Below are 21,938 nucleotides of genomic sequence, written 5' to 3' on the forward strand. Positions count from 1 at the left end.
CTCACATTCGGCCCGCCGTCTCCAAGGACGGCGGGCCTTTTATTCTGCGGGTCTCGGTTGCTCGCGTGCGCGATATTCAAAGAGCGCGCGAAACGCCCCCGGGACCAGCATGGAAACCGGGTTGATCAGGAAATCGGGGCTGTCGAGCGGCCCACGTACGGCGAAAGTCACGCCGAGCAGCCCCTCGCCGTCGCGCCCGCCGAGGAGCGGGCCGAAGATCGGCAGCTTCTGGAAGACGTTGTTGAGCCCGAAGAGCGGCACGTAGGTACCCGCCAGGTCGTACTGACGTCGGTCGGTATAGATGAAGCCTCGCATGGTGCCGCCGACCGTGTCGCCTGTCAGCACGCCTTCGGTGACCTCCACCCGGTCCGAACGGCGGATGAAATCCACTTTGCCCGAGGTGAAGCTCAGCTTGTTCTGCCGAGCGATCAACTGGCGCGATTCGCTGTGATTGCCGAGAATCTGAGCGACATTGTCTTCATCCACGATCGCGAAGTTGCGCAGGTTGAAGGTGCCGCGATCAACGCTCGCCGACCTATTGCCATTGAGCACGAGGCTGCCAATGCCGCCCTCGATATTGGCGTAGACGCCCACGAGCCGCAGCAGCGTGCCGAAATCGTTGAAGGCCACCGACATCACGCGTCCATCCGGCGTGGGATTGGTGGTGATCGAGACGCTGCGATCCCCGCCCAACTGGGCCTGAAGGTTTGCGCGCTGCAGGTCGGTTCCACGGATCAACATGTCCAGATCGACGTTGAAAGCGGTCGTGCGATAAAAACCCAGCGCTCGCTCGAGTTCGACATCGAGCGATAGGGTCTGCGTGAACTGAGTTGCCTGAGGCCCGCCGGATCCTTCACCAAGCCCGAAGAAGCGTTGCAGCATGGGCTTGAGATCGAGCTGCTCGCCGCGCAACCGTAGAGCGTAGCCGCCGCGGATCGGTGTCAGCGCCAGTTGCGCCCGATCGCCCGAGCTCAGTGCGAAGGACGAGAATTCCGCCGAGCGCAGTCCTTCCTCGGCATCGAAGTCCAGGCTGCCGCGAAGATTGACATTGCCGAAGGCCAGGCTGATCTGGCTGAGCTCGGTGGTCGTGCCCTCCTGGCGAATGAGTGCCTCGAGCTTGCCGGCCACGCCTGCGCGCTTGGTGACGCCGAGATCGCGAATGTTGAGCCCTGCTCTCGTGATGTCGACGGCCATCTGGATGGCGCCGTCCGCCATCGGGCGCGCCACGAACTGCACCTCGCCTGTCAGAAATTCGGATGCATCGAACCCCATGGCCGCGAGATCCTCGGCCGCAAGCGTCGCGCTCAGCAGCATGTCGGGCGTGCCCTCGAGCGTGCCCTCGACCACCACATCAGCCGGCAATCCATCGATCTGCGCCTGCCCCACCACCCTATAGCCGGCCTGCGAAGCGGTGAACGAAAGCTGCCCGGCATCAATAGAGCGGGCCTCTATCGGCGTCGCACTACCGAAATCGACCACCGTGCCGTTGATTACGTAGTCGAGGCTGGGTGTCGTGCCTTCAGGACCATTGGTGATCGTGGCGACCAGCGCCAGGTCGAGTTCACCTTCCAGCGCATCGAGATCGAGCGGCATGTCGGCATTGGCGATCGCGTCGGGCTGCTGCGACTTCGCAAGCGCCACGATGGCGGGAATGCTTCCCGACACATCCCCCGAGATTTCGATGACATTGGCATCGTCGCCGCCGGCCGACATCACCAGCGCCGCATTCGCGAACCCGATTTCTCCGCCGTCCGTCGCGATGGTCGCGCCGTCGGCGGCAATCGTCACCTCGTCGTCGCGCATCAGCAGGCGCGTATCGCCGTCGATGGCGACCGGCTCCATGCTCTCGGTGACCTGGATCTTCACGCCTTCCCCCACCATGTCGATGTGGATGGCGTTGTTGGGGATCGGCTTGGGCGGCTCGCCGGGCACCGCAACGGTGCCGACCGGGAAAGAGTAGCGCATGGTCGAGGTCTTCACGACGCCTTCGGTGACGTTCTTTACGAACCAGTCCCGCGACTCTGTGGCGATGATATAAGGCCAGAGCCGCTTCAGATCGTCCGCCGTCACCCCTTCGCCGCCGATGTCGAGATCAAAGCCCATGCCGCGCCGCAGCATGTCGATGCGACCACGCGTTTCGATCTGGGCGTCTGCCTTGCGCGCCTCCATGTGGTCGATGCCGACCGCGCCGTATAGCGGCGCCGACCAGCCCGAAAAGTTCATCTCATCAAAGGGCTCCGCCGGCGCTTCCATGTCGTTTGGATGAAGCGCCACATCACGCGCCCGAACGGATATCGCGACAGTGGGGCCGAAAGCATCGTCCAGACCGAGCACGAATACCCCGGACATCCGCCCGGTGCTCCGGCCGATGGTCAGATGGGTCTCGGCCAGGGTGAACCGGGCGTCGTCCGGCTCCCAATTGATCCGCATGATGTTGCTGGCGACGGGAAAATAGTCCGTCTGCAACCGAAGATCGGTGCCGGTCATGTCGACGTCGAACACACCCTCTTCGATCTTGCCGCTCTGGTTAAAGCCGACATCGATCGAGATCGCCCCTGTCCCAACCACCGAAACCATCGCCTCGGGATCGTTGATGAAGGGCATGAAGGCGGAGAAGTCGACATTCGTGACATCCGCACGCAGCCGCGAGCTGCCGTCTTCCTCGACCTCCCGCGCGATCGCGCCCGCCATACGCTGTCCACCGAAGGTCGCGGAGAAGCGGCCTTCCGTTAGGCGCCCGTTCGGACGTGGCGCAATATCGAGAGAGATGGCGCTGAAGCTTCGGAAGAGGCCGTAAAGAGCGTCATTCATATCCATCCGGCCATCCCGGATGACAAGACGCGAGAACACCCCACGCTCCGCTTGCAGTACGATGTCGGCAAGGCTCTGCGCCATTGCTTCAAGATTGTAGATCAACCATTCATTGTCCGAACGGGGGTCGCCGAGCTGTCCGCCGGGCATGGGGCCTCGAACTGCGACGCCCTCGGCTCCTATCCCGACGGCTGGGAAGGCATCCGATCCTTCGAGCACCCGCACGGTCGGCGGCCCACCGTCTGGATCATCTATGACCTCGAGCGTCGAAAGCCGTGGACCAAACAGATCCTGATTCATCTGGATGTGTGGCCCCACCATGGTGACCATGGCCCCGGGCTGGCCAACCAGAGCCCGCAACGGCGAAAACCCTACCTCGAGGGCCTCCATGCGCACTTGGCCACCCGTTTTCTTGTCCTTGAAGACGACAGGGGAAAACTGGAGGACCGGGAGCACAAAATTTTCGAGCGCCAGCGACATGTCGCCCAGCTCGAGATCGCTGGCCTCCGACAGATTGGCGAGAACCATGTCGCGCGCCTGGTCGCGCACGAAGGGCAGCGGAATCGGAGTGATCAGAAGAATGAGATAGAGCGTAACCAGCAGTGCGATCGGGATGCCGGCAAGCCAGGCGGCAAGCCGAACTCTCCGTCCCGCCCGACCGGGCGTCTTCCCGCTCTGCACTGTGCTGGCCGCTGGTTTCACTGTCTTCCGGCGTAAAGCGTGATCGTCAATGGCATGCTACGCCCGGGAATCAACCTGTGCGAGCGGTCTCTTGCCCAATGATACCGGCTGGAATATGGCGCCGACACCCCCACCAACCTCCAAGGACCCTTTCCCCCGATGCCCGCAATCGACCTGACGATCGGAGCCACCGCCCCGGATTTCACTTTGCTGGACCAGCATGGCGAGGCCTTCAGCCTTTCTGCCCACCGGGGTCGCGCCGTCGTTCTCTACTTCTATCCGCAGGATGATACCGACGGCTGCACGCGCGAGAACCTCGAATTCTCCGAGCTCTCCACCGCTTTCGCTGAGGCTGGGGTCACGCTGGCGGGCGTCTCACCCGACGATGTCGATTGCCACGCCCGGTTCGCCGAGAAATACAGACTGCCCATGCGACTGCTCGCAGACCCGGAGCGGACCACCATCGAGGCCTATGGCCTGTGGCGACAGAAGAGCCTCTATGGGCGCGAATATATGGGCCTCGTCCGCACGACAGTTCTGGTCGATGCTGATGGACGCATTGCCGGGCTCTGGTCGGTCTCGCGGATCAAGGGGCACGCCGCTAAGGTACTTGACGCGGCGAAAGCCTTAGGGGCCTGAGGCGGATACGGAGTTCTCCCAGGTTTTGGCCCTTTATTAACCTTAACCGATCATCATCGGCTCCAGTCACATCCAGGGGGCAATGCCCCAGCGTCAGGAGTAACTGGATCGATGCGCACGCCCCACTCGTCGGTGTCCGCGCGACACCACAAGGGCATGAGGCCGGCACTGGCCTATACGCTCTTCGCCCTTCTGTGCGGGACGAATGCCCTGACCCTCGTCGGCTTTCTGATGAGCGCCGACGTGGCAGCCCTCCTCAACGGACGGAACGCGGAGATTCTTTCGGCCTATGAGGACCGCATCGTGCAGTTGCGGGTGGAAGTTGACCGCCTGCACTCGCGCCAGTACGCGCAGGCCGGGGACATCAACCTTCAGTTGCAGGACCTCGCCCAGCAGCAGTCGCTGCTGAGCCAACAGCACGAATACATCCGGGAGATTGCCGGTCGCGCCTCCGAACTCGGTATCAATGCGGCATCGATCAAGACTTCCGTCACCGAGGCCCCGCTTGTCACGGGAAGCCTCAGCCTGGCCGGGTCGCCACACAAGACCCCTGCCCCGATGACCTCGCCCGCCGTCGACGACATTGCTGCGCACGCAGCGCTGGTTTCGGCGATGATGCAGGAGAGCCGGGACGCGCTCTCAGCGATATCGCAGGCGGCATCGGGATCTACCGCCGAGATTGTCTCCGAACTGAAGGCCATCGGGATCGACGCGCGACTTCCTGACCTGCAGGAGGGCATGGGCGGCCCGTTCGTGCCTGCGACCGACGCAAAGGATGCCGCGGAGATCGCGGAAGAAGCGGAGGCGGCGATCGATGCCCTGATCCGGTTTGAAGCTGCACGCGACGCGCTTTCGACTGCCCCGATCTTCCTGCCCATCGACGGTGGCCGACGCGTCAGCTCCAACTTCGGAACCCGCAGGGATCCCTTCACCGGCCGCCGCGCCTTCCACGCCGGCATCGATTTTCCGCGGCCGACGGGCACGCCGGTCTTGAGCGCAGGCGCCGGCAAGGTCAGCTTCGTCGGGACGCGTTCGGGCTACGGCAAGACGGTGGAGATCACCCATGAGAGCGGCCTTGTCACGCGCTACGCGCATCTCTCGGCCTATTTGGTCTCGCCCGGAGCGTCGGTTGCAGCCGGCCAGCCTATCGCCCGCGTCGGCTCGACCGGGCGTTCCACCGGCCCTCACCTGCACTTCGAAGTCCGTCGGCGTGACAGCCCCCTGGACCCGACGGCCTTCATCGAGGCGGGCCGCCGCCTCCAGCGTTTCCTGACCTCAGTCTGACCTCCGTGGCCTGAGTTGTACTCCAGCCCCTCCGGCACCGTCGCGAGGGGCTTTTTCTTGTTCGTCCACGAGGCAAGTCCCAGGCGACCACAGGTGAGCGCGGTGCGGTTCGTGCCGAGTCGAGTTCGCGCTCGGCAATGAACCGACCCCATCGGGACGGTCGCACAAGAATTGGAACGTCATGCCTAGTGTTGGGTGTTCCGGCGCCAGATCGACGCACGTAGACTTTTCCTCCGTCACGTGATGGCGAGACGATGTGCCGACGACGGAGCCACGATGACCACGATTTCGCGAATCCGCAGTATCCGCGCGGCTACATTAATGTCGCTGGTTCTCGGCCCAACCGTGACGGGCAGCGCTCAGGCGCAGGTCGTCGATGCCGGCCCGACCATCACAACGGGTGTGGAGGTGACGCTCCCCTCGTTCCTCAACAATGGGAGCATAAGCAATACCGCTATCGGCAATGCCGCGGTCTATGGCGACGGATCCGGCACGCTTGTCGACTTCACCAACAATGGCCTGATCCGCAGTCTGATAAACGCCCCGGCCGTAAGCCTGAGGGTCGACAGCGACCAGAACGCGGTGGAAAACACTTTCCTCAATAGTAGTACGGGCGTCATCCGATCCATCGGCGTCGGCATCGATCTGCAGGGTGAAATCGGCACTTTCGTCAACGAGGGCACGGTTGCCTCAACGTTCCGAGCCATTGAGCACAGCGGCTTTATCGGTCGTTTCGTCAATTCCGGGCACCTCAGCAGCGCCGAGCGCGATGCCATTCAACTGGGCAGGATCGGCCAGTTTCGCAATGAAGCGGACGGCGAGATCATCGGACGCGACGATGCAGTCATCATCTTCTCCGCCGGCATCATAGAGAATGCGGGCCGGGTCTCCGGGGGCAATAATGGCCTCGAGATCGGTAGCGTAGACGTCTTCCGCAATTTGGCCGGTGGGTGGATCGACGGGCGCGATCAGGAGGCGGTGCTGATCGAAGACGACGTCTCGCGCTTCGAGAATGCCGGGCTGCTGCAGAGCCTCTCCTCGTCCGCAGTCCGTGTGCTCTACGATGTGCAGACGTTCACCAATTCCGGCGTCATCAGATCCCTGAACGTCATCGATGACGCCGATGACGCGCAACCGGAGGCCTATGCGGTTTCCGCGAGACAGCTCGGCGCCTTCTCGAACTCAGGCACGATTGAAGGGCAAAGCTTCGGAGTTGGGGCGGATGTCATCGACAGCTTCCTCAACACGGGCACCATAGCCGCATTCGACCGCGCGGTGCGAAGCCGCCTTGGCATGGATCGGTTCGAAAACCGAGGACTGATCGAAACGACCGACGGGCGCGCGGTGTTCGTCACCGGACATATCTTGGATGGCAACAATTCTGGCACCATCCGGACGCGGGGAGACTTTGCCCTCTTTAGCGGATCCGATGCCGATAGCGACACCGCCGGCTTCGTCAACTCGGGCCTGATCGAAGCGAACGGCATCGGTGCGCTGTTCTTCGGCAGAACCGGAACGATCTCGAATTCAGGCCAGATAATCGGGGCGCAATCGGCCGGACTTGCAACGTTCGGCGCCCGGGCCGTGATCAACACTGGCTTGATCAGTACCGATGGACTGCTGGAGCGGTCGGGCGGCCTCACGATCCTCGGGACGGTCGACCGGGTGGACAACTCGGGCACCATCCAGAGCCTTGGGAGGTCCGGTGGAGCAGGTCTGCTCGTTGCCAATGGGCAGACGTTCAGGCTCGATAACAGCGGTCGCATCATCGGACCCACGGGCATTCTCATCGACACCGAAAATCCATTCGACGGGGCAACGATCCACAATAGTGGGCTGATTTCAGGTCTCGACGGCGTAGCGATTGCATTCGGGCCGGATGGCACCGATCGGCTCATCCTGGCCGATGGATCGAGGATCCTGGGGAACGTGCTGTTCGGCGGTGGGGAAGACGCGCTCGATGTCTCCGCATATGGAGGCAACGCCCTGCTGCGCGTCGAGGGTCTCGAAACCCTTTCCGGCGGCGACCGGGTTGTCTTCCGCAACGCCGTTGCCGGCACCGATTTCGAGGATATCAACGTTGTGGCGCTCGACGGTTTCACTCTCGCTGGGCGTGAGACGTCAGCGATGGTGCTGCAGTTCGCGACGAGCGTGGCCGACCAGATCATGGCCGGCGCGAGGTCGGCCCCACCGGGCTATGCGCTCTCATACGCACCGGCGACCGACCCCATCTTGGCGGTCACCGGGCAACAGCTGACGGGTCCGCGCATCTGGGGCAGCGCAATCACGGGCGGGCGTTGGGCAGAGCACGGTACGGACAGCGCCTACCACGCTGGGCTGGCCGCTGGCGCGATCAGCCAGCTGGACGCCAGAACAGAGATCGGCGTCGCAGCGGCCTATCTCTCTGGCGATGCCAGATCGGGTGAGGATCGTCTACAGACCGACGCAGTGATGGCAGCGGTCCACGGGCGCTACGATCTGGGCGGGGTGGCCTTCGATGCGGCTCTTGTCGCGGGCTACGGAAGTCATCAGGGCGAACGGTCCGTCGCCGCCTTCGACGGCGCCGATATCGCCTCGGCAGCATTTGATGGCTACATCCTTGCCCCGAGCCTCGGCGCCATGGTGCCCGTTCTGGACACCGGTAGCATGACGGTGAACCTGCGTGGCGAAGCCCGCTATGTCGCGAGCACCATTTCGGGTTTTGCGGAGACGGGATCTGCCGCAGCCGTTGCAGTCGGCGAGCAGGCATCTGCGCTTGGCGATGCACGGTTGGGGATCGAGGCGCGCTTGGTGCAGGGCGATCTCGTCATGACCGGCCGTGTGGGCGCCTACGCGCAAACCAGCCTCGGAGCCAGCACCATAGCCATCAGCCATCTCGGAGACGTAGAGACGCGCACCCTGCCGCAAGGCTCGGAAACGGGAACCTATGCCGGGCTTGGGGCAAGTGCCGATCTGGGCGGTGACGTCCGGGTCAACGGAGCGATCGATGTTTCCAGTGCTCTGGCGGGATTAGTCTCCGCTTCGGGGCGGATTGGCCTCGAAGGTCGGTTCTGACTGCCATTCGGGGGCAGTCGGACGGAAGGGGCGTCCTTGGGGGCGCCCCTTCGCATTCAGTCCTTGCCGAGCTCGAGCCCGACCCTTGCGGCGAGTGAGGCTTCCATGAACGGGTCGAGGTCGCCATCGAGGACGGCCCCAGGATTCGAGGTCTCCACGTTCGTGCGGAGATCCTTCACCATCTGATAGGGCTGCAGGACATAGGAGCGGATCTGGTGGCCCCAGCCGATGTCGGTCTTGCTGGCGGCCTCCGCGTTTGCCGCTTCCTCACGTTTCTGCAGCTCGGCTTCATAGAGGCGCGCCCGCAGCATATCCCAGGCCGTAGCCCGGTTCTTGTGCTGGCTTCGCTCGTTCTGGCACTGCACGACGATCCCGGTCGGGATATGGGTGATGCGGACGGCCGAATCCGTCGTGTTGACGTGCTGCCCGCCGGCGCCGGACGCCCGGTAGGTGTCGATCCGCACATCGGCTTCGGACACCTCAATATTAATGGTGTCGTCGATCACCGGGTAAACCCAAACGCTCGAAAAGCTCGTATGCCGGCGCGCCTGGCTGTCATAGGGCGAAATGCGCACCAGTCGGTGAACGCCGCTCTCGGTCTTCAGCCAGCCATAGGCGTTGTGCCCCTTGATCTGGATTGTCGCCGACTTGATGCCGGCCTCTTCGCCGTCATGGATTTCAAGTGTCTCGACCTTGAACTTCCGCTGCTCGGCCCAGCGCGTGTACATGCGCAGGAGCATGTTTGCCCAGTCCTGGCTTTCCGTGCCCCCGGCGCCCGAATGCACCTCGAGATAGGCGTCCATCTTGTCGGCTTCGCCCGAAAGCAGAGTTTCGACCTGGACACGGCTCGCTTCGTTCTTGAGGGCCACGAGCGCCTGCTCGGCCTCGCGCACGATGTCCTCGTCGCCCTCGGCCTCGCCGAGTTCGATGAGCTCCACATTGTCTCTGATGCCCTGCTCGAAGCGGTGCACCGACGCAATCGCGGCCTCGAGTTCCTGGCGCTGGCGCATTACGTCCTGCGCCTTTTCCGGATCGTTCCAGAGATCGGGGGATTCGGACTGCGCGTTCAGCGCGTCCAGGCGTGTCTGTGCGCTATCCCAGTCAAAGATGCCTCCTTAGCAGGGTCAACGCCTGCTGGATTACATCGATGACCTGCTCGGTTTCTGCTCTCATCGGCTTTCCCCGCTTTTCTTGTGACAGTGCGTGGTCATGTAGACGAGCAGGCACGACCGATCAACCGCACCCGCGCGATCGGCCGCGCTCCAAGCGACCTCAGTCCCAGAAGTTGCCGCTACGGGGCTGGCTGAAAAAGCCTCGATCGCGCTGCGGCTGCGGCTGCTGGCGCGCCCTGCGCGGCTGGTCGAAAAAGCCCCGGCTCTCGCGCGCCTGCGTGCGCTGGGGTTGGGCATAATCCTGCGGCGGCGTGAAATACTGGTTTGACCCCACTCCGATCACGGAATTGGGCGCATTCGGTCCGCTGCCCGGCTTGAATGCCTCCGCAATCGCGCCACCGCCATTGGCCTCGATCCCCGATGCAGGGTCGATCAGCATGCGCTGCATGCCCGGAGGCGGCGTGAATTCGAGCACCGGTTCGCCCTCGAGCGCACGCGTCATGAAGTTCGTGAAGATCGGCACGGCCATGCCACCGCCCGTCGCCTGCGAACCCATGTTTCTGGGCTGATCGAAGCCGATATAGACGCCGACGGCGAGTTGCGGGGTAAACCCGATGAACCAGGCATCCTTGTAGTCGTTCGATGTGCCGGTCTTGCCCGCCACGGGACGGCCCAATGCGCGCGCCGCCGTTCCCGTGCCGCGCTGTACGACGCCTTCCATCATCGAGGTGATCTGGTAAGCCGTCATCGGATCGAGGACCTGCTCGCGATTATCGAGAACGACCGGCTCTGCCTGGTTCACCCAGGCCTCGGACCGGCAGGTCTGGCAGACGCGCTCGTCATGCCGATAGACCGTCTTGCCGTAGCGATCCTGTATCCGGTCGATCAGGGTTGGCGTGATCCGCCTGCCGCCATTGGCGATGGTCGCATAGGCAGCGGTCATGCGCATATTGGTCGTTTCACCGGCGCCGAGCGACATGGCCAGCACCGGCAGCATGCTGTCATAGATGCCGAACATCTTCGCATACTCGGCGACGAGCGGCATGCCGATGTCCTTGGCGAGGCGCACGGTCATCACATTGCGCGAATTCTCGATGCCCTTCCGCAGGGTCTGCGGTCCGTAGAACTGCTGGGCGTAGTTCTCCGGCCGCCAGATGCTTCCGTCGCCATTGACGATCTCGAGGGGCGCGTCGAGAACGACGGAAGCCGGGGTGTAGCCATTGTCGAGAGCAGCGGCATAGACGATGGGCTTGAACGAGGACCCCGGCTGGCGCAGGGCCTGTGTGGCGCGGTTGAACTCGCTCTCGGCAAACGAGAACCCGCCCACCATCGCCAGCACACGACCCGTGCGAGGATCCATCGCGGTCAGCGCGCCCTCGATCTCTGGAACCTGCTGCAGCGTGAAGTGATCCGCCTTGCCGTCGACAGGCGAGACGTAGACGACGTCACCGACGTTCAGCACCTGCGAAAGCTGTCGGCTGACCCAAGGGATGTCGGCGCCTGCGAGGGTCCCCGTCACCCGCGTTTCACTCAGCCGGCCGCCGACCTCGTTGCTCGGCCTGAGCCCAATGCGCGCGGAGTTCCCCTCCATCTCAAGGATGACGGCAAGCGTCCATTCGGGAACATCGCGGAGCGGAGTGATCCGCGACACGTCCACGCCCCAGTCCTCACCGATCTCGATACTCGCGACCGGCCCGCGAAAGCCGCGCCCGCGATCATAGGCGATGAGGCCATCCATCAACGCCTTGCGGGCGTATTCCTGCAGGCGCGGCTCGAGCGTGGTGCGAACGGAAAGCCCGCCACCATAGAGCTGATCCTCGCCATAAAGCGCACCGAGCTGGCGGCGAACCTCTTCGGTAAAATACTCTGCGGAATAGAGGCGCGTCCCGGTCTCGCGAGGCGCAACGACCAGCGGCTCGGCCTTTGCCTCCTCGGCCTCTTCAGGCGAGATATAGCCGTTTTCCCGCATACGCTCGAGCACCCAGTTCCGGCGATCGATAGCGGCCTGCGGGTGCCTAAACGGATGGTAGTTCTCCGCCCCTTTGGGAAGTGCGGCGATATAGGCGGCTTCGGCCAGGGTGACCTCGTAGAGCGCCTTGTCGAAATAGTTGAGGGCGGCGGCAGCCACGCCATAGGTCTGGCCGCCAACCGAGCCCAGGTAGATCTCGTTGAGGTAGAGCTCGAGGATCTTGTCCTTGGAGAACGTTGCCTCGATGCGCAGCGCCAGCACCGCTTCCTTGATCTTGCGCTCGATCTCGCGCTCGGGGGAGAGAAAGAAGTTCTTGGCGACCTGCTGGGTGATCGTCGACGCACCGGCCAAGCGGGTGCTCCGGCCATCGATCGCGGCTACAGCGAAGTCACGCAGCTCGCGCGCGATGCCGTTGAAATCAATGCCGCCATGACGATAGAAATCCTTGTCCTCAGCCGAGAGGAACGCCTGGACGATCACCGGCGGGATCGTCTCGATCGGCTGGAACAAACGCCGCTGACGGGCGTACTCCGTGAGCAGCGAACCATCCGCGGCATGCACGCGGGTCGTGACCGGCGGCTGGTAATCCTTGAGAACCGTGTAGTCCGGCAGGTCATTGGATATCTGCTGGAGATAGAGCGCACCGACGCCAACCCCGGCGAGGGATAGGAACATGCCGAAGCCGAAAAGCCAGCCGAGAAGTCTGAACATACGCGTTTCTTACCGTTAGGGGCGCCCGAGCCGCCCGAGAATCATAGCAGAGCGGTGGCCCCTTGTAGACAGGTGGACCCAATCACGCCCCCGCGACCGCCCCGCGGCAAACGCGCAGCGCCCCGATCGGCTCCCTACTCGATACCCGCGACCTCTAGCCCATCGAAATATGTCGATATGCCGCGCGCCAGCGCGTCGACAACCCGATCCCGCCAACCGCTCTCGAGCAGGTTGGAAATATCGTCTGCATTGGACAAGAACCCGAGTTCCACCAGGATCGATGGCACGTCCGGAGCCTGGAGCACGAAGAAATCGGCCTGCCGGAGGGGAAATCTGCGGAGTTCGACCGCGGGCTCGAGCTGGTGGATTATGGCATCGGCCGCAGTGAAGGACTGCCGCCGGGTCTCGCGACGCATGAGGTCGACGAGGATATCGACGACGGCCGGCGTCATCTCGGGCATCGCAAAGCCGGCGATGATATCGACCTTGTTTTCGCGGTCAGCCATGATGCGATCGAGGATATCGGTCGCGTTTTCGTCGCGCGTATAGACGCTCGCGCCCCGGATCTCGGGCTGCTGGAAACTGTCTGCATGCAGGGAAATGAAGAGATCGGCACGGTTCTCCCGGGCAAGCGCTACACGATCCTCGAGCCTGAGGAAACTGTCGTCGGAGCGTGTCAGGGCAACATCGAAGCGCCCGGCTTCCACGAGCACGTCCTGCAGGCGAAGCGCGAAATCGAGGACGATATTCTTCTCGTGGATGCCACTGGGCGTCGAAGCCCCATTGTCGATGCCGCCATGGCCCGGATCGATGACTACGAGCGGGCGAAGCGTTGCCGCCTCGATTGCAGAGCCGCCTGGAGCAGTCGGCGTTGCTGCCTGGTCCGGATTGGCGGTGTAGGCGGCGAGATCTTCGGCAACGCGGGCCGCAAACCCTTCGGGCGTATCGATGATGAAATCGACCACGAGGCGGGCCGGCTGCTCGTCAACCGCGTCGAGCAGATAGGCCTGCTGCACCTGCGCGGGTTCGGCGAGGGTCAGTAGCGTCCGCGCGCGACCAGGCTCGGCAAGCTCAACCGTATAGCTCTCGATTAGCCCCTCGCCAGCCACGGGCGCCGTCCGGACGTCCGAAACCGATGCTGCACGGACGTCGACGGCAATCCTGTTTGGCTCGGAAAGAGAGGCGATGGCAAATGCGGTGGTATTGGACAGATCGATGATCAGGCGTGCCCGCTGAGGCGTGTTCGACACGCGGACATCCTGCACGTCGGGCAATGCGGTTGAAGCGCCCTCAAGGGCCGCCGCTTCGCCCCCCTCGACAACGCTCTCCTCCTGCCCATCCTGTGCAAAGGCAGAAGCCGCCGGACCAATGACAAGGGCGAACATCATGAGGCAGAGCGCGAGGCTTCTGACGATCTGGTTGTACAAAAGTGTCGGTCTCCCAAAGTCCAGCGGCTGATGCCCGACTGATCGGGCGATTCTTGGGCATCGGGCGAATAGGACGTGATTTGCGATGGCCTGCAAGTCACGGCTCGGTGCAGCGTCCCGAGGGGGGCGCGCGACCAGTTTCCTGTTGCCAATCCGCACCAACAGTCCTAAAGCGAATATAGAGGTGGTCTGCTGCCCTGCATCCTGTCGAAGCCCCAGCCCATAAGGCGCGCTCCGCATATGCTGGCAGCGGAGAGCGGCGCGCGGCAGCACCTGCCCGGTCGCTGCTGAATGCGGCAAGTTCCCGCCTCTGAACGGAATTTCGGCCGCGACGGCCGAACGGCGAGCACGGATTACGATCTGCCCTCGCCCGTGAAGGAAGAGGTATATGGCCGTAAGGCAGACGAGACGCGACGCGATCCACAGCCTTGATTGCGCCATTGTCATGCATAGCCACGCTGCCGGCCTGCTTCCCGTCGATGGCGCAGTCAGCGCCCCCGTCCTCAAACCATTCGCCTCGCATTGCGCAACCGAACCGAGGCCGGCTCGCCGGTCCGTTGCCGTTGGCGCGCGAGCGCGCGGAGTAGAATTTTATGGCAATCAAGAGAATGTTGGTGGATGCCATCCACCCGGAAGAAACGCGGATCGTCGTCACTAGCGGGAACCGGCTCGAAGAGTTCGATTTCGAATCCGCCCAGCGGCGGCAATTGCGGGGAAACATCTACCTCGCCAAGGTCACGCGGGTAGAACCCTCGCTTCAGGCCGCATTCGTCGATTACGGCGGCAATCGCCACGGCTTCCTCGCATTTTCCGAAATCCACCCCGACTACTACCAGATTCCCGTCGCCGACCGCGAAGCACTGCTGCGCGACGAGGAGGAGGAAGATCATAACGAGGCCGAGGCGGAGATTGCCGAGACCTCCGTCAGCCAGCCTGCTGACGACGATGGCGAGCAGGACGGCGACGCCGATGGCGACAATGGCCATATCGAGCAGGCGCCGCGCAACAACGAGCCCGTCGAGAGCGTTGGCGGCAGCGACGCGCTCGAGGAGATGCCGGAGCGCCGCAAGCCGTCGCCGGCACGTCGGAACTACAAGATCCAGGAAGTGATCAAGCGTCGGCAGGTCATGCTGGTGCAGGTCGTGAAGGAAGAGCGCGGCAATAAAGGCGCGGCGCTGACCACCTATCTGTCCCTCGCCGGCCGTTATTCGGTTCTGATGCCCAACACCGCACGTGGTGGCGGCATTTCCCGCAAGATCACCAATGCTGCCGACCGCAAGCGGCTCAAGGAGATCGTGGGCGACCTCGAAGTGCCACAGGGACAGGGCATCATCCTGCGTACCGCTGGCGCGTCGCGCACCAAGGCGGAAGTCAAGCGCGACTTCGAATACCTCCAGCGGCTCTGGGAGAATGTTCGCTCGCTGACGCTGAAGAGCCAGGCGCCGTGCCTCGTCTACGAGGAAGGCAGCCTCATCAAGCGCACCATTCGCGATCTTTATTCCAAGGAGATCGACGAGTTGATGGTCGCCGGTGTCGAAGCGCACCGCGAGGCCAAGGACTTCATGCGCATGATCATGCCGAGCCACGCCAAGAACGTGCAGCTCTACACCGATGATCAGCCGATCTTCTCGCGCTTCAATATCGAGCCTCAGCTCGACCAGATGTTCTCCCCGCAGGTCACCCTCCCCTCCGGCGGCTACATCGTCATCAATCCCACCGAGGCTTTGGTCTCGATCGACGTGAACTCGGGTCGCTCCACCAAGGAGCACAATATCGAGGACACGGCGCTCCAGACCAATCTGGAAGCCGCCGAGGAGGTCGCCCGGCAATTGAGGCTGCGCGATCTGGCCGGCCTCATCGTCATCGACTTCATCGACATGACGGAGAACCGGTCGAACCGGGCTGTGGAGCGCAAGCTCAAGGACTGCCTGAAGAACGATCGGGCGCGGATCCAGGTCGGCCGCATCAGCCATTTCGGGCTGATGGAGATGAGCCGCCAGCGCATCCGGTTCGGCGTGGTGGAAAGCTCGACGCACAAATGCCCGACCTGCGATGGCACCGGCATCGTGCGCTCCGTGGAGAGCATCGCACTGCTCGTCATGCGCGCGATCGAGGATCATGTGCTGCGCAAGCCCGGGCAGTCGATCAACGTCAAGGTGCCGACCGATGTGGCGCTCTATCTGCTCAACAACAAGCGCCAGACCCTGACGGCGCTTGAAGCCAAGCACGGCCTCTCCATCACCTTGCTGGCCGATGATCACGTGGGGTCCGCTCACTACCTCATCGAACGAGGCGAAGCGCGTCCGCAGCATCACTCCGAGGTTGCGGTCGACGCCACTCATGTCCGCGTCGACACAGCTGCCATGGACGATCTCGACGACGCCGCGGTCGACGAGGACGATGATGCCGAGGAGGCCGAGGAGACACCCGCCGCAGCCCGCAGCCAGCAGCGCTCCGAAGAAGGCGGAGAGCGCAGCGGACGCCGGCGCCGGCGCCGGAGGCGCGGTGGCGATCGAGACGAGAGCACCCCGGCTCAGCAGGTGCGGACCAGCGACACTGACGACGAGGCCGTCGAACTCGACCAGGGTGCCGATGAGGACGCCACCGAGGCGGCCGGGAATGGCGGGGACCACGATGACTCCGGCGAGCCCCGCAAGCGTCGGCGTCGTGGCCGGCGCGGCGGTCGTCGCAACCGCCGTAACGAGAATGGCGAGCTGATCGAGGACGCACCTGCCGAAGCGGTCGCGGCTGAGACGCGCGCTCCCGAAGTGCCAGAGGAAGCGCCGGTAGCGGCGGAGGCCGAGGCGGACGCTGCGCCTGTGATCGAAGCCCCGCAACCTGCCGAGGAAAGCCCCGCCGAGCCCGAAACTGCGCCCGCAGCCGCTGAAGCTCCGGTGGAGGACACGCCGCCCGCCAAGCCCAAGCGTACCCGGCGTAAGAAGGTCGTCGAGGAGACGCCGGCAGCCGCGGCAGACGCCGCGACGATCGCCAGCGTCGCCGAAGCGGTGCTCGATCCGGCCCTCGACCTTCCTCCGGTCAAGCCCAAGCGCACGCGCCGCAAGAAGGCCGATCCGGTAGCGGTGGAAGAGGTGGAAGCGACCGCAAGCGTTCGGGAGCAGAAAGCCAATCCGCCTGAGGAACTCGCTCCTCCGCCGACCGATCCGATCCTGCCCGAGCCGGTCTTGCCAGAGGCCGCGGCCCCTGCAGCCGAGCAGGAGGACGAAAAGCCGGCCCGTCGTCGCCGCAAGGAACTTCCGGCGGACGAAATCGTGGTGTCTTCTACGGCCGCACCCGCCGAAGAAGTGACCGAAGGCGAAGAGAAGCCGAAGAAGAAAGCCGGCTGGTGGCAGCGCGGCTTCCTCGGGGGCTGATCGCCGCCTCCCGCATGCAAAAGCCCCGCCGATTGGCGGGGCTTTTTCTATTCTGCTGGTCTGACCCGGAAGTGCGGCTCGCTAGATGCCGAGCTTGCTCTTGAGGATTTCGTTTACCGCCTGCGGGTTGGCCTTGCCACCCGATGCCTTCATGACCTGCCCGACGAACCAGCCGATCATCGAGGGCTTATCCTTCACCTTGGCGACCTGATCAGGATTTGCTGCAATGATCTCGTCGACCACCGTCTCGATCGCGCCCAGATCGGTGACCTGCTTCATGCCGCGGGCCTCGACGATTTCGGCCGGATCCCCGCCTTCGGCCCAGACGATCTCGAACAGATCCTTGCCGATCTTGCCCGATATGTCGCCCTTGCCGATGAGATCGACGATACCGCCCAGTTGCTCGGCGCTCACCGGGCTCTGCGTGACGTCCATGCCTTCCTTGTTGAGGCGCGCGGAAAACTCGTTGATGAACCAGTTTGCCGCCAGCTTCCCGTCCCGTCCCTTGGCCATGGCCTCATAGAAGTCGGCCCCGGCGCGGTCGAGCGTCAGCACCATGGCGTCATAGGCGGTGACGCCATACTCGGCGATGAAGCGCGCCTTCTTCTCGTCGGGGAGTTCGGGAAGGCCCTCGGCCAGCTTGGCGATGAAGGCATCGTCGAATTCGAGCGGCAGGAGGTCCGGATCCGGGAAGTAGCGATAGTCATGCGCCTCTTCCTTGGAGCGCATCGATCGCGTCTCCCCGAGCTTGGGATCGAACAGTCGCGTCTCCTGGTCGATCGTGCCGCCATCCTCGAGAATGTCGATCTGCCGGCGCGCTTCATATTCGATCGCCTGCCCGGCAAAGCGCACCGAATTGACGTTCTTGATCTCGCAACGCGTACCGAACGCGCCGCCCGGGCGACGCACCGAGACGTTGACGTCGGCGCGCATCGAGCCCTGCTCCATATTGCCGTCGCAGGTCCCCAGATAGCGCAGGATGGTCCTGAGCTTGGAAAGATAGGCCTTCGCCTCGTCGGCCGAGCGCAGGTCGGGTTTGGAGACGATTTCCATAAGTGCGACGCCGGACCGGTTGAGATCGACGAAGCTCATATTGGGATGCTGGTCGTGAATCGACTTGCCCGCATCCTGCTCGAGGTGCAGGCGCTCGATGCCGATCTCGATCGTTTCCTCGCCCATATCGAGCAGAACGCGACCTTCGCCGACGATCGGATCAAGATATTGCGAAATCTGGTACCCCTGCGGCAGGTCAGGGTAGAAATAGTTCTTCCTGTCGAAGATCGAACGCTTGTTGATCTGCGCCTTGAGCCCGAGCCCGGTGCGCACGGCCTGCCGCACGCACTCCTCGTTGATCACCGGCAGCATGCCCGGCATCGCGGCATCCACGAAGCTCACATTGGAATTGGCAGGGCGGCCGAACTCGGTCGAGGAGCCGGAGAACAGCTTGCTCTCCGATGTCACCTGCGCATGCACTTCCATGCCGATGATGATTTCCCAATCCCCGGTCGCCCCGGCGATGAAGCTCTTTCGGTGCGGCGTGCGCGTGTCGATGATGGTCAAGTCTTGACGTCCTTATTCGATGTCGGGCACCGGCCCGCTATAGGGGTGCAGGCGCTTCTCGAGCCGCACGTTCATTGTGGTGTCTTGCCCCGCGCGGCCCTGCTGGCCGAGCGCGAGGATGTGATAGCCCTGATGCTCATAAAATTTCACGGCGCGCACATTGTCGGCCAGCGTATCGAGCTGCACTGCGTCGGCGCCTTCGAGCTCGAGAATGGACTCCATCCTGCGCAGAAGCGCGGTGCCGATCCCGTGGTTCTGCAGGAGCGGGGTGACGAAGAGGTAGGGAATGTAGGCCCTGCCCCGCGCCCGGCTGCACCAGCCGACCGAAACGCCTTCAGCCTCGGCAACGATGATCCGGTCGAGGGAGTCGCGCACGGCTGCGCTCAGCCGATCCTGCTCGGCACGCCTTGCGCGGTCGCCGACCCGCAGGAACGGCATCAAATCCCTCTCCCAGGCGACATAACCGATGTCTGCCAGCGTCTCGGCCTCGGAGGCCACAGCCTTGCGGATCACGATCTGGGGCAACATCGGCATGGCTCCGGGTGTTGGCGCCGGTCAGTCGTCCCGGCGGCGTGCTGCGATAATGCCCTTTTCGTAGTTCACATTCCAGTCGATCAAGGTGCGCCAGATCAACTCCGCCTGATCCTCATCCAACCCCATGTCCTCGGCCCGCTCGCGCTGGCGCACGATGATCGCTTCGATGCGGGCCTTGTCATAGGCTTCATGAGGATCGGTCTTGATCTGGGCCATGCGCGTGACATAGCGGTGCCGCTCGGCGAACAGGGCCAGCAGCGACTGGTCGATCCGGTCGATCTCTGCGCGCACGTCTTCCTTGGTTTTACACTTTGCGGGAGGCTTGGTCACGGGCTCGATCCTTGGTCCTAATTTCGGCCTTGGTGTGCAATGGGCGGTCGCCAATTTCAACCGGGCGTGGCGTTTCAATGAAGGAGATCCCGGCAGGGTTTCTGCACCCCGGCCGCCACGATGCTCAGTGCCGCGTCTCTCCGCTGAGCGCGGTCGCGATGTGGGTCCATTCGGCGGACACGCTCGGGGTAGCCCGCTTCTTTCCAGCGCGACGATACCAGTAGTCGGCATTGCCCATATCGGCTTCGATCCAGTGCAGCAGGGCATGGATCCAGTCGAATTCCTGCACGCCTTCCTGCATCTGCACGATGGCGTGGGCGTTCTCCCATTCAGGGCCCATGATCATGCCGCCCTTCTTGATCCACCAGAGCGCCTGCAGAGGCAGCGAGAGCGATTTGGGCGGCTGGGACCAGTCCTGGGTCGAGAAAACGTCTTCGCTCATGGGGCTACCACCAGACCTTGGGAGAAAAATCGATCCCGGCGCTGCGCTCGATCACGCGGCCGGCGGCAAACAGCGTCTCCTCGTCGAAAGGCTTGCCGATCAGTTGCAGACCGAGCGGCAATCCGCTCGCGTCCTTCCCTGCCGGCACGGCGATCCCGGGAAGACCGGCCATGTTGACCGTAACGGTGAAGACGTCGTTGAGGTACATTTTCACCGGATCGGCTTTCATGTCCTCGTCTCCCACCCCGAAAGCGGCGGAAGGCGTCGCAGGGGTGAGGATGGCGTCGACACCGTCGGCGAATACCGCCTCGAAATCCCGCTTGATCAGCGTGCGCACCTTCTGTGCCCGCACGTAGTAGGCATCGTAATAGCCCGCCGACAGGACATAGGTGCCGATCATCACGCGGCGCTTCACCTCGCGGCCGAAGCCGGCGGCGCGCGTGAGCTCGTACATGTCCGTGATGTCCTTGCCCGACACGCGGAGCCCGTATTTCACCCCGTCATAGCGCGCGAGGTTGGACGACGCCTCTGCGGGCGCAACGATGTAATAGGCCGGCAGGGCATATTTGGTGTGCGGCAGGGAGATGTCCCGAACGGTCGCGCCTTCGGCTCTGAGCCACTCGAGGCCCTGCCGCCAGAGTGCCTCGATCTCCTCGGGCATGCCGTCCATGCGGTACTCGCGCGGAACACCGATCACGAGGCCCTTCACGCCGCGCTCGACGGCCGCCGCGAAGTCCGGAACGGCAAGGTCGGCGCTTGTGGAGTCCTTGGGATCAAAGCCTGACATCGACGTCATCAGGAGGGCCGCATCCTCTACGGTCCGTGCGATCGGCCCGGCTTGGTCGAGCGAGGACGCGAAGGCGACGACGCCCCAGCGCGAGCACCGGCCATAGGTCGGCTTGATCCCGACCGTGCCCGTAAAGGCGGCCGGCTGGCGGATCGAACCGCCGGTGTCGGTCGCCGTCGCACCTGCGCAGAGCCAGGCCGAGACGGCAGCCGCCGAGCCGCCCGAGGACCCGCCCGGCACGAGGTCGAGATTGGATCCTTCGCCCCGCCATGGGTTGATGACCGGGCCGTAATAGGAGGTCTCGTTGGAGGAGCCCATGGCGAACTCATCCATGTTGAGCTTGCCGAGCATCACCGCGCCATCCCGCCAGAGATTGGCCGTGACCGTGGATTCATACTCGGGCTTGAAGCCGTCAAGGATATGGCTGCCGGCCTGGGTGTGACTGCCCTTGGTCCCGAAAAGGTCCTTGATGCCGAGCGGAATGCCTTCGAGCGGGCCACCCTTGCCTGCCGCCAGCCGCTCGTCGCTTGCCGCAGCCATCTCGCGGGCCTGGTCATCGGTAACCGCGACATAGGCATTGAGCTTCGGATTGGCCGCGGCGATAGCGCCGAGATAGGCCTCCGTTAGTTCGACGGCCGAGAATGCCTTGTCATCGAGACCCTTGCGGGCAGCGGCGAGGCTCAGGCGGGTCAGTTCGGTCAATTGCACGTTCCGTTCAAAGCGTTGGTGCGCGGGGCACGGCTTCAGGCCGCGACATCGCCCGCAAGGTTCATTTCGTAAAAGGCGGACCACTGGCTCTCGGGGTAGTCGAGGAAGGCTCCGCACCGGGTAAAGCCGCGCCGTTCGTAGAGGCGCTGTGCGCCGGCAAACCCCGGCCCCTCCCCAGTTTCGAGCACCAAGCGCTTCACGCCCTCTGCGCGCGCACGTTCGATGATCGCGGCAAGGAGTTGCGACCCGACCCGCTCGCCGCGCACGGCCTCGCGCGTGTACATGCGCTTGACCTCGCCGACGGCTTCGGGATGCAGTTTCAGCGCACCGATCCCGAGCGCAACGCCGTCTTCGTTTCGGGCGACGAAAACCGTGGTGTCCGCCCCGGCCATCTGCTCCACCGTCATCTTGAACTGGAACTCGATGGGCGACAGAGGAAGCAGATGCGCGTTCAGGAGCGCCACGAGTTCGCGCACATCGTCCTGTAGAGGCGTCTCGACCCCGACCGTAACCGTCAT

13 protein-coding genes and 1 pseudogene are annotated in these 21,938 nt (G+C 63.7%); 4 read left to right on the top strand and 10 right to left on the bottom strand.

Going from position 1 to position 21,938, the window contains the following annotated elements; all coding sequences use genetic code 11:
- Positions 1–39: 39 nt before the first annotated feature.
- On the bottom strand, positions 40–3,492 hold the full coding sequence (locus EMQ25_RS07230) for a hypothetical protein (RefSeq protein WP_127187874.1): 3,453 nt from the start codon (positions 3,490–3,492) through the stop codon (positions 40–42).
- A 159-nt stretch (positions 3,493–3,651) separates the two neighbouring features.
- Between EMQ25_RS07230 and EMQ25_RS07235 the strand changes: the two genes are divergently transcribed.
- From EMQ25_RS07235 to EMQ25_RS07245, 3 genes are all read left to right on the top strand, one after another.
- A complete protein-coding gene (locus tag EMQ25_RS07235) occupies positions 3,652–4,131 on the top strand; it encodes a peroxiredoxin (RefSeq protein WP_127187875.1) in 480 nt (159 codons plus the stop codon).
- Positions 4,132–4,242: 111 nt separating this feature from the next.
- Positions 4,243–5,415: a M23 family metallopeptidase gene (locus EMQ25_RS07240; RefSeq protein ID WP_127187876.1), complete on the top strand. Its 1,173-nt coding sequence runs from the start codon at positions 4,243–4,245 to the stop codon at positions 5,413–5,415.
- A gap of 276 nt (positions 5,416–5,691) precedes the next feature.
- Positions 5,692–8,469 (top strand): autotransporter outer membrane beta-barrel domain-containing protein, encoded by a 2,778-nt coding sequence (locus EMQ25_RS07245; protein ID WP_158625991.1) that lies wholly within the window; start codon positions 5,692–5,694, stop codon positions 8,467–8,469.
- A gap of 56 nt (positions 8,470–8,525) precedes the next feature.
- On the opposite strand, the gene prfB is transcribed toward EMQ25_RS07245, so the two are convergent.
- From prfB to EMQ25_RS07260, 3 genes and pseudogenes are all read right to left on the bottom strand, one after another.
- A protein-coding gene (prfB, locus tag EMQ25_RS07250) for a peptide chain release factor 2 (RefSeq protein WP_127187878.1) occupies positions 8,526–9,642 on the bottom strand; the annotation gives its coding sequence in 2 pieces (ribosomal slippage) (positions 8,526–9,572 and positions 9,574–9,642; 1,116 coding nt in all).
- Positions 9,643–9,843: 201 nt separating this feature from the next.
- A pseudogene (locus tag EMQ25_RS07255) lies at positions 9,844–12,261 on the bottom strand (penicillin-binding protein 1A); the annotation flags it as partial.
- 134 nt (positions 12,262–12,395) lie between these two features.
- Positions 12,396–13,688: an N-acetylmuramoyl-L-alanine amidase gene (locus EMQ25_RS07260; RefSeq protein ID WP_158625992.1), complete on the bottom strand. Its 1,293-nt coding sequence runs from the start codon at positions 13,686–13,688 to the stop codon at positions 12,396–12,398.
- 593 nt (positions 13,689–14,281) lie between these two features.
- On the opposite strand from EMQ25_RS07260, the gene EMQ25_RS07265 reads away from it, so the two are divergent.
- Positions 14,282–17,059, top strand: coding sequence for an Rne/Rng family ribonuclease (locus EMQ25_RS07265; RefSeq protein ID WP_127187881.1), 2,778 nt, complete (start codon positions 14,282–14,284; stop codon positions 17,057–17,059).
- Between the two features lie 81 nt (positions 17,060–17,140).
- Here EMQ25_RS07265 and gatB read toward each other — a convergent pair whose 3' ends face one another.
- The 6 genes from gatB to EMQ25_RS07295 form a co-directional block, all read right to left on the bottom strand.
- Positions 17,141–18,619 (bottom strand): Asp-tRNA(Asn)/Glu-tRNA(Gln) amidotransferase subunit GatB, encoded by a 1,479-nt coding sequence (gatB, locus tag EMQ25_RS07270; RefSeq protein WP_127187882.1) that lies wholly within the window; start codon positions 18,617–18,619, stop codon positions 17,141–17,143.
- Between the two features lie 12 nt (positions 18,620–18,631).
- A complete protein-coding gene (locus EMQ25_RS07275; protein WP_158625993.1) occupies positions 18,632–19,147 on the bottom strand; it encodes a GNAT family N-acetyltransferase in 516 nt (171 codons plus the stop codon).
- Positions 19,148–19,174: 27 nt separating this feature from the next.
- On the bottom strand, positions 19,175–19,483 hold the full coding sequence (locus EMQ25_RS18350) for a chorismate mutase (RefSeq protein WP_244606513.1): 309 nt from the start codon (positions 19,481–19,483) through the stop codon (positions 19,175–19,177).
- A gap of 124 nt (positions 19,484–19,607) precedes the next feature.
- Complete coding sequence (locus EMQ25_RS07285) at positions 19,608–19,925, bottom strand: hypothetical protein (protein WP_192895639.1); 318 nt, start codon at positions 19,923–19,925, stop codon at positions 19,608–19,610.
- Positions 19,926–19,929: 4 nt separating this feature from the next.
- On the bottom strand, positions 19,930–21,414 hold the full coding sequence (gatA, locus tag EMQ25_RS07290) for an Asp-tRNA(Asn)/Glu-tRNA(Gln) amidotransferase subunit GatA (RefSeq protein WP_127187885.1): 1,485 nt from the start codon (positions 21,412–21,414) through the stop codon (positions 19,930–19,932).
- Between the two features lie 41 nt (positions 21,415–21,455).
- Positions 21,456–21,938: a GNAT family N-acetyltransferase gene (locus EMQ25_RS07295; protein WP_127187886.1), complete on the bottom strand. Its 483-nt coding sequence runs from the start codon at positions 21,936–21,938 to the stop codon at positions 21,456–21,458.

The organism is Arsenicitalea aurantiaca (genome assembly GCF_003994485.1).
Classification (GTDB): Bacteria; Pseudomonadota; Alphaproteobacteria; order Rhizobiales; family Devosiaceae; genus Arsenicitalea; species Arsenicitalea aurantiaca.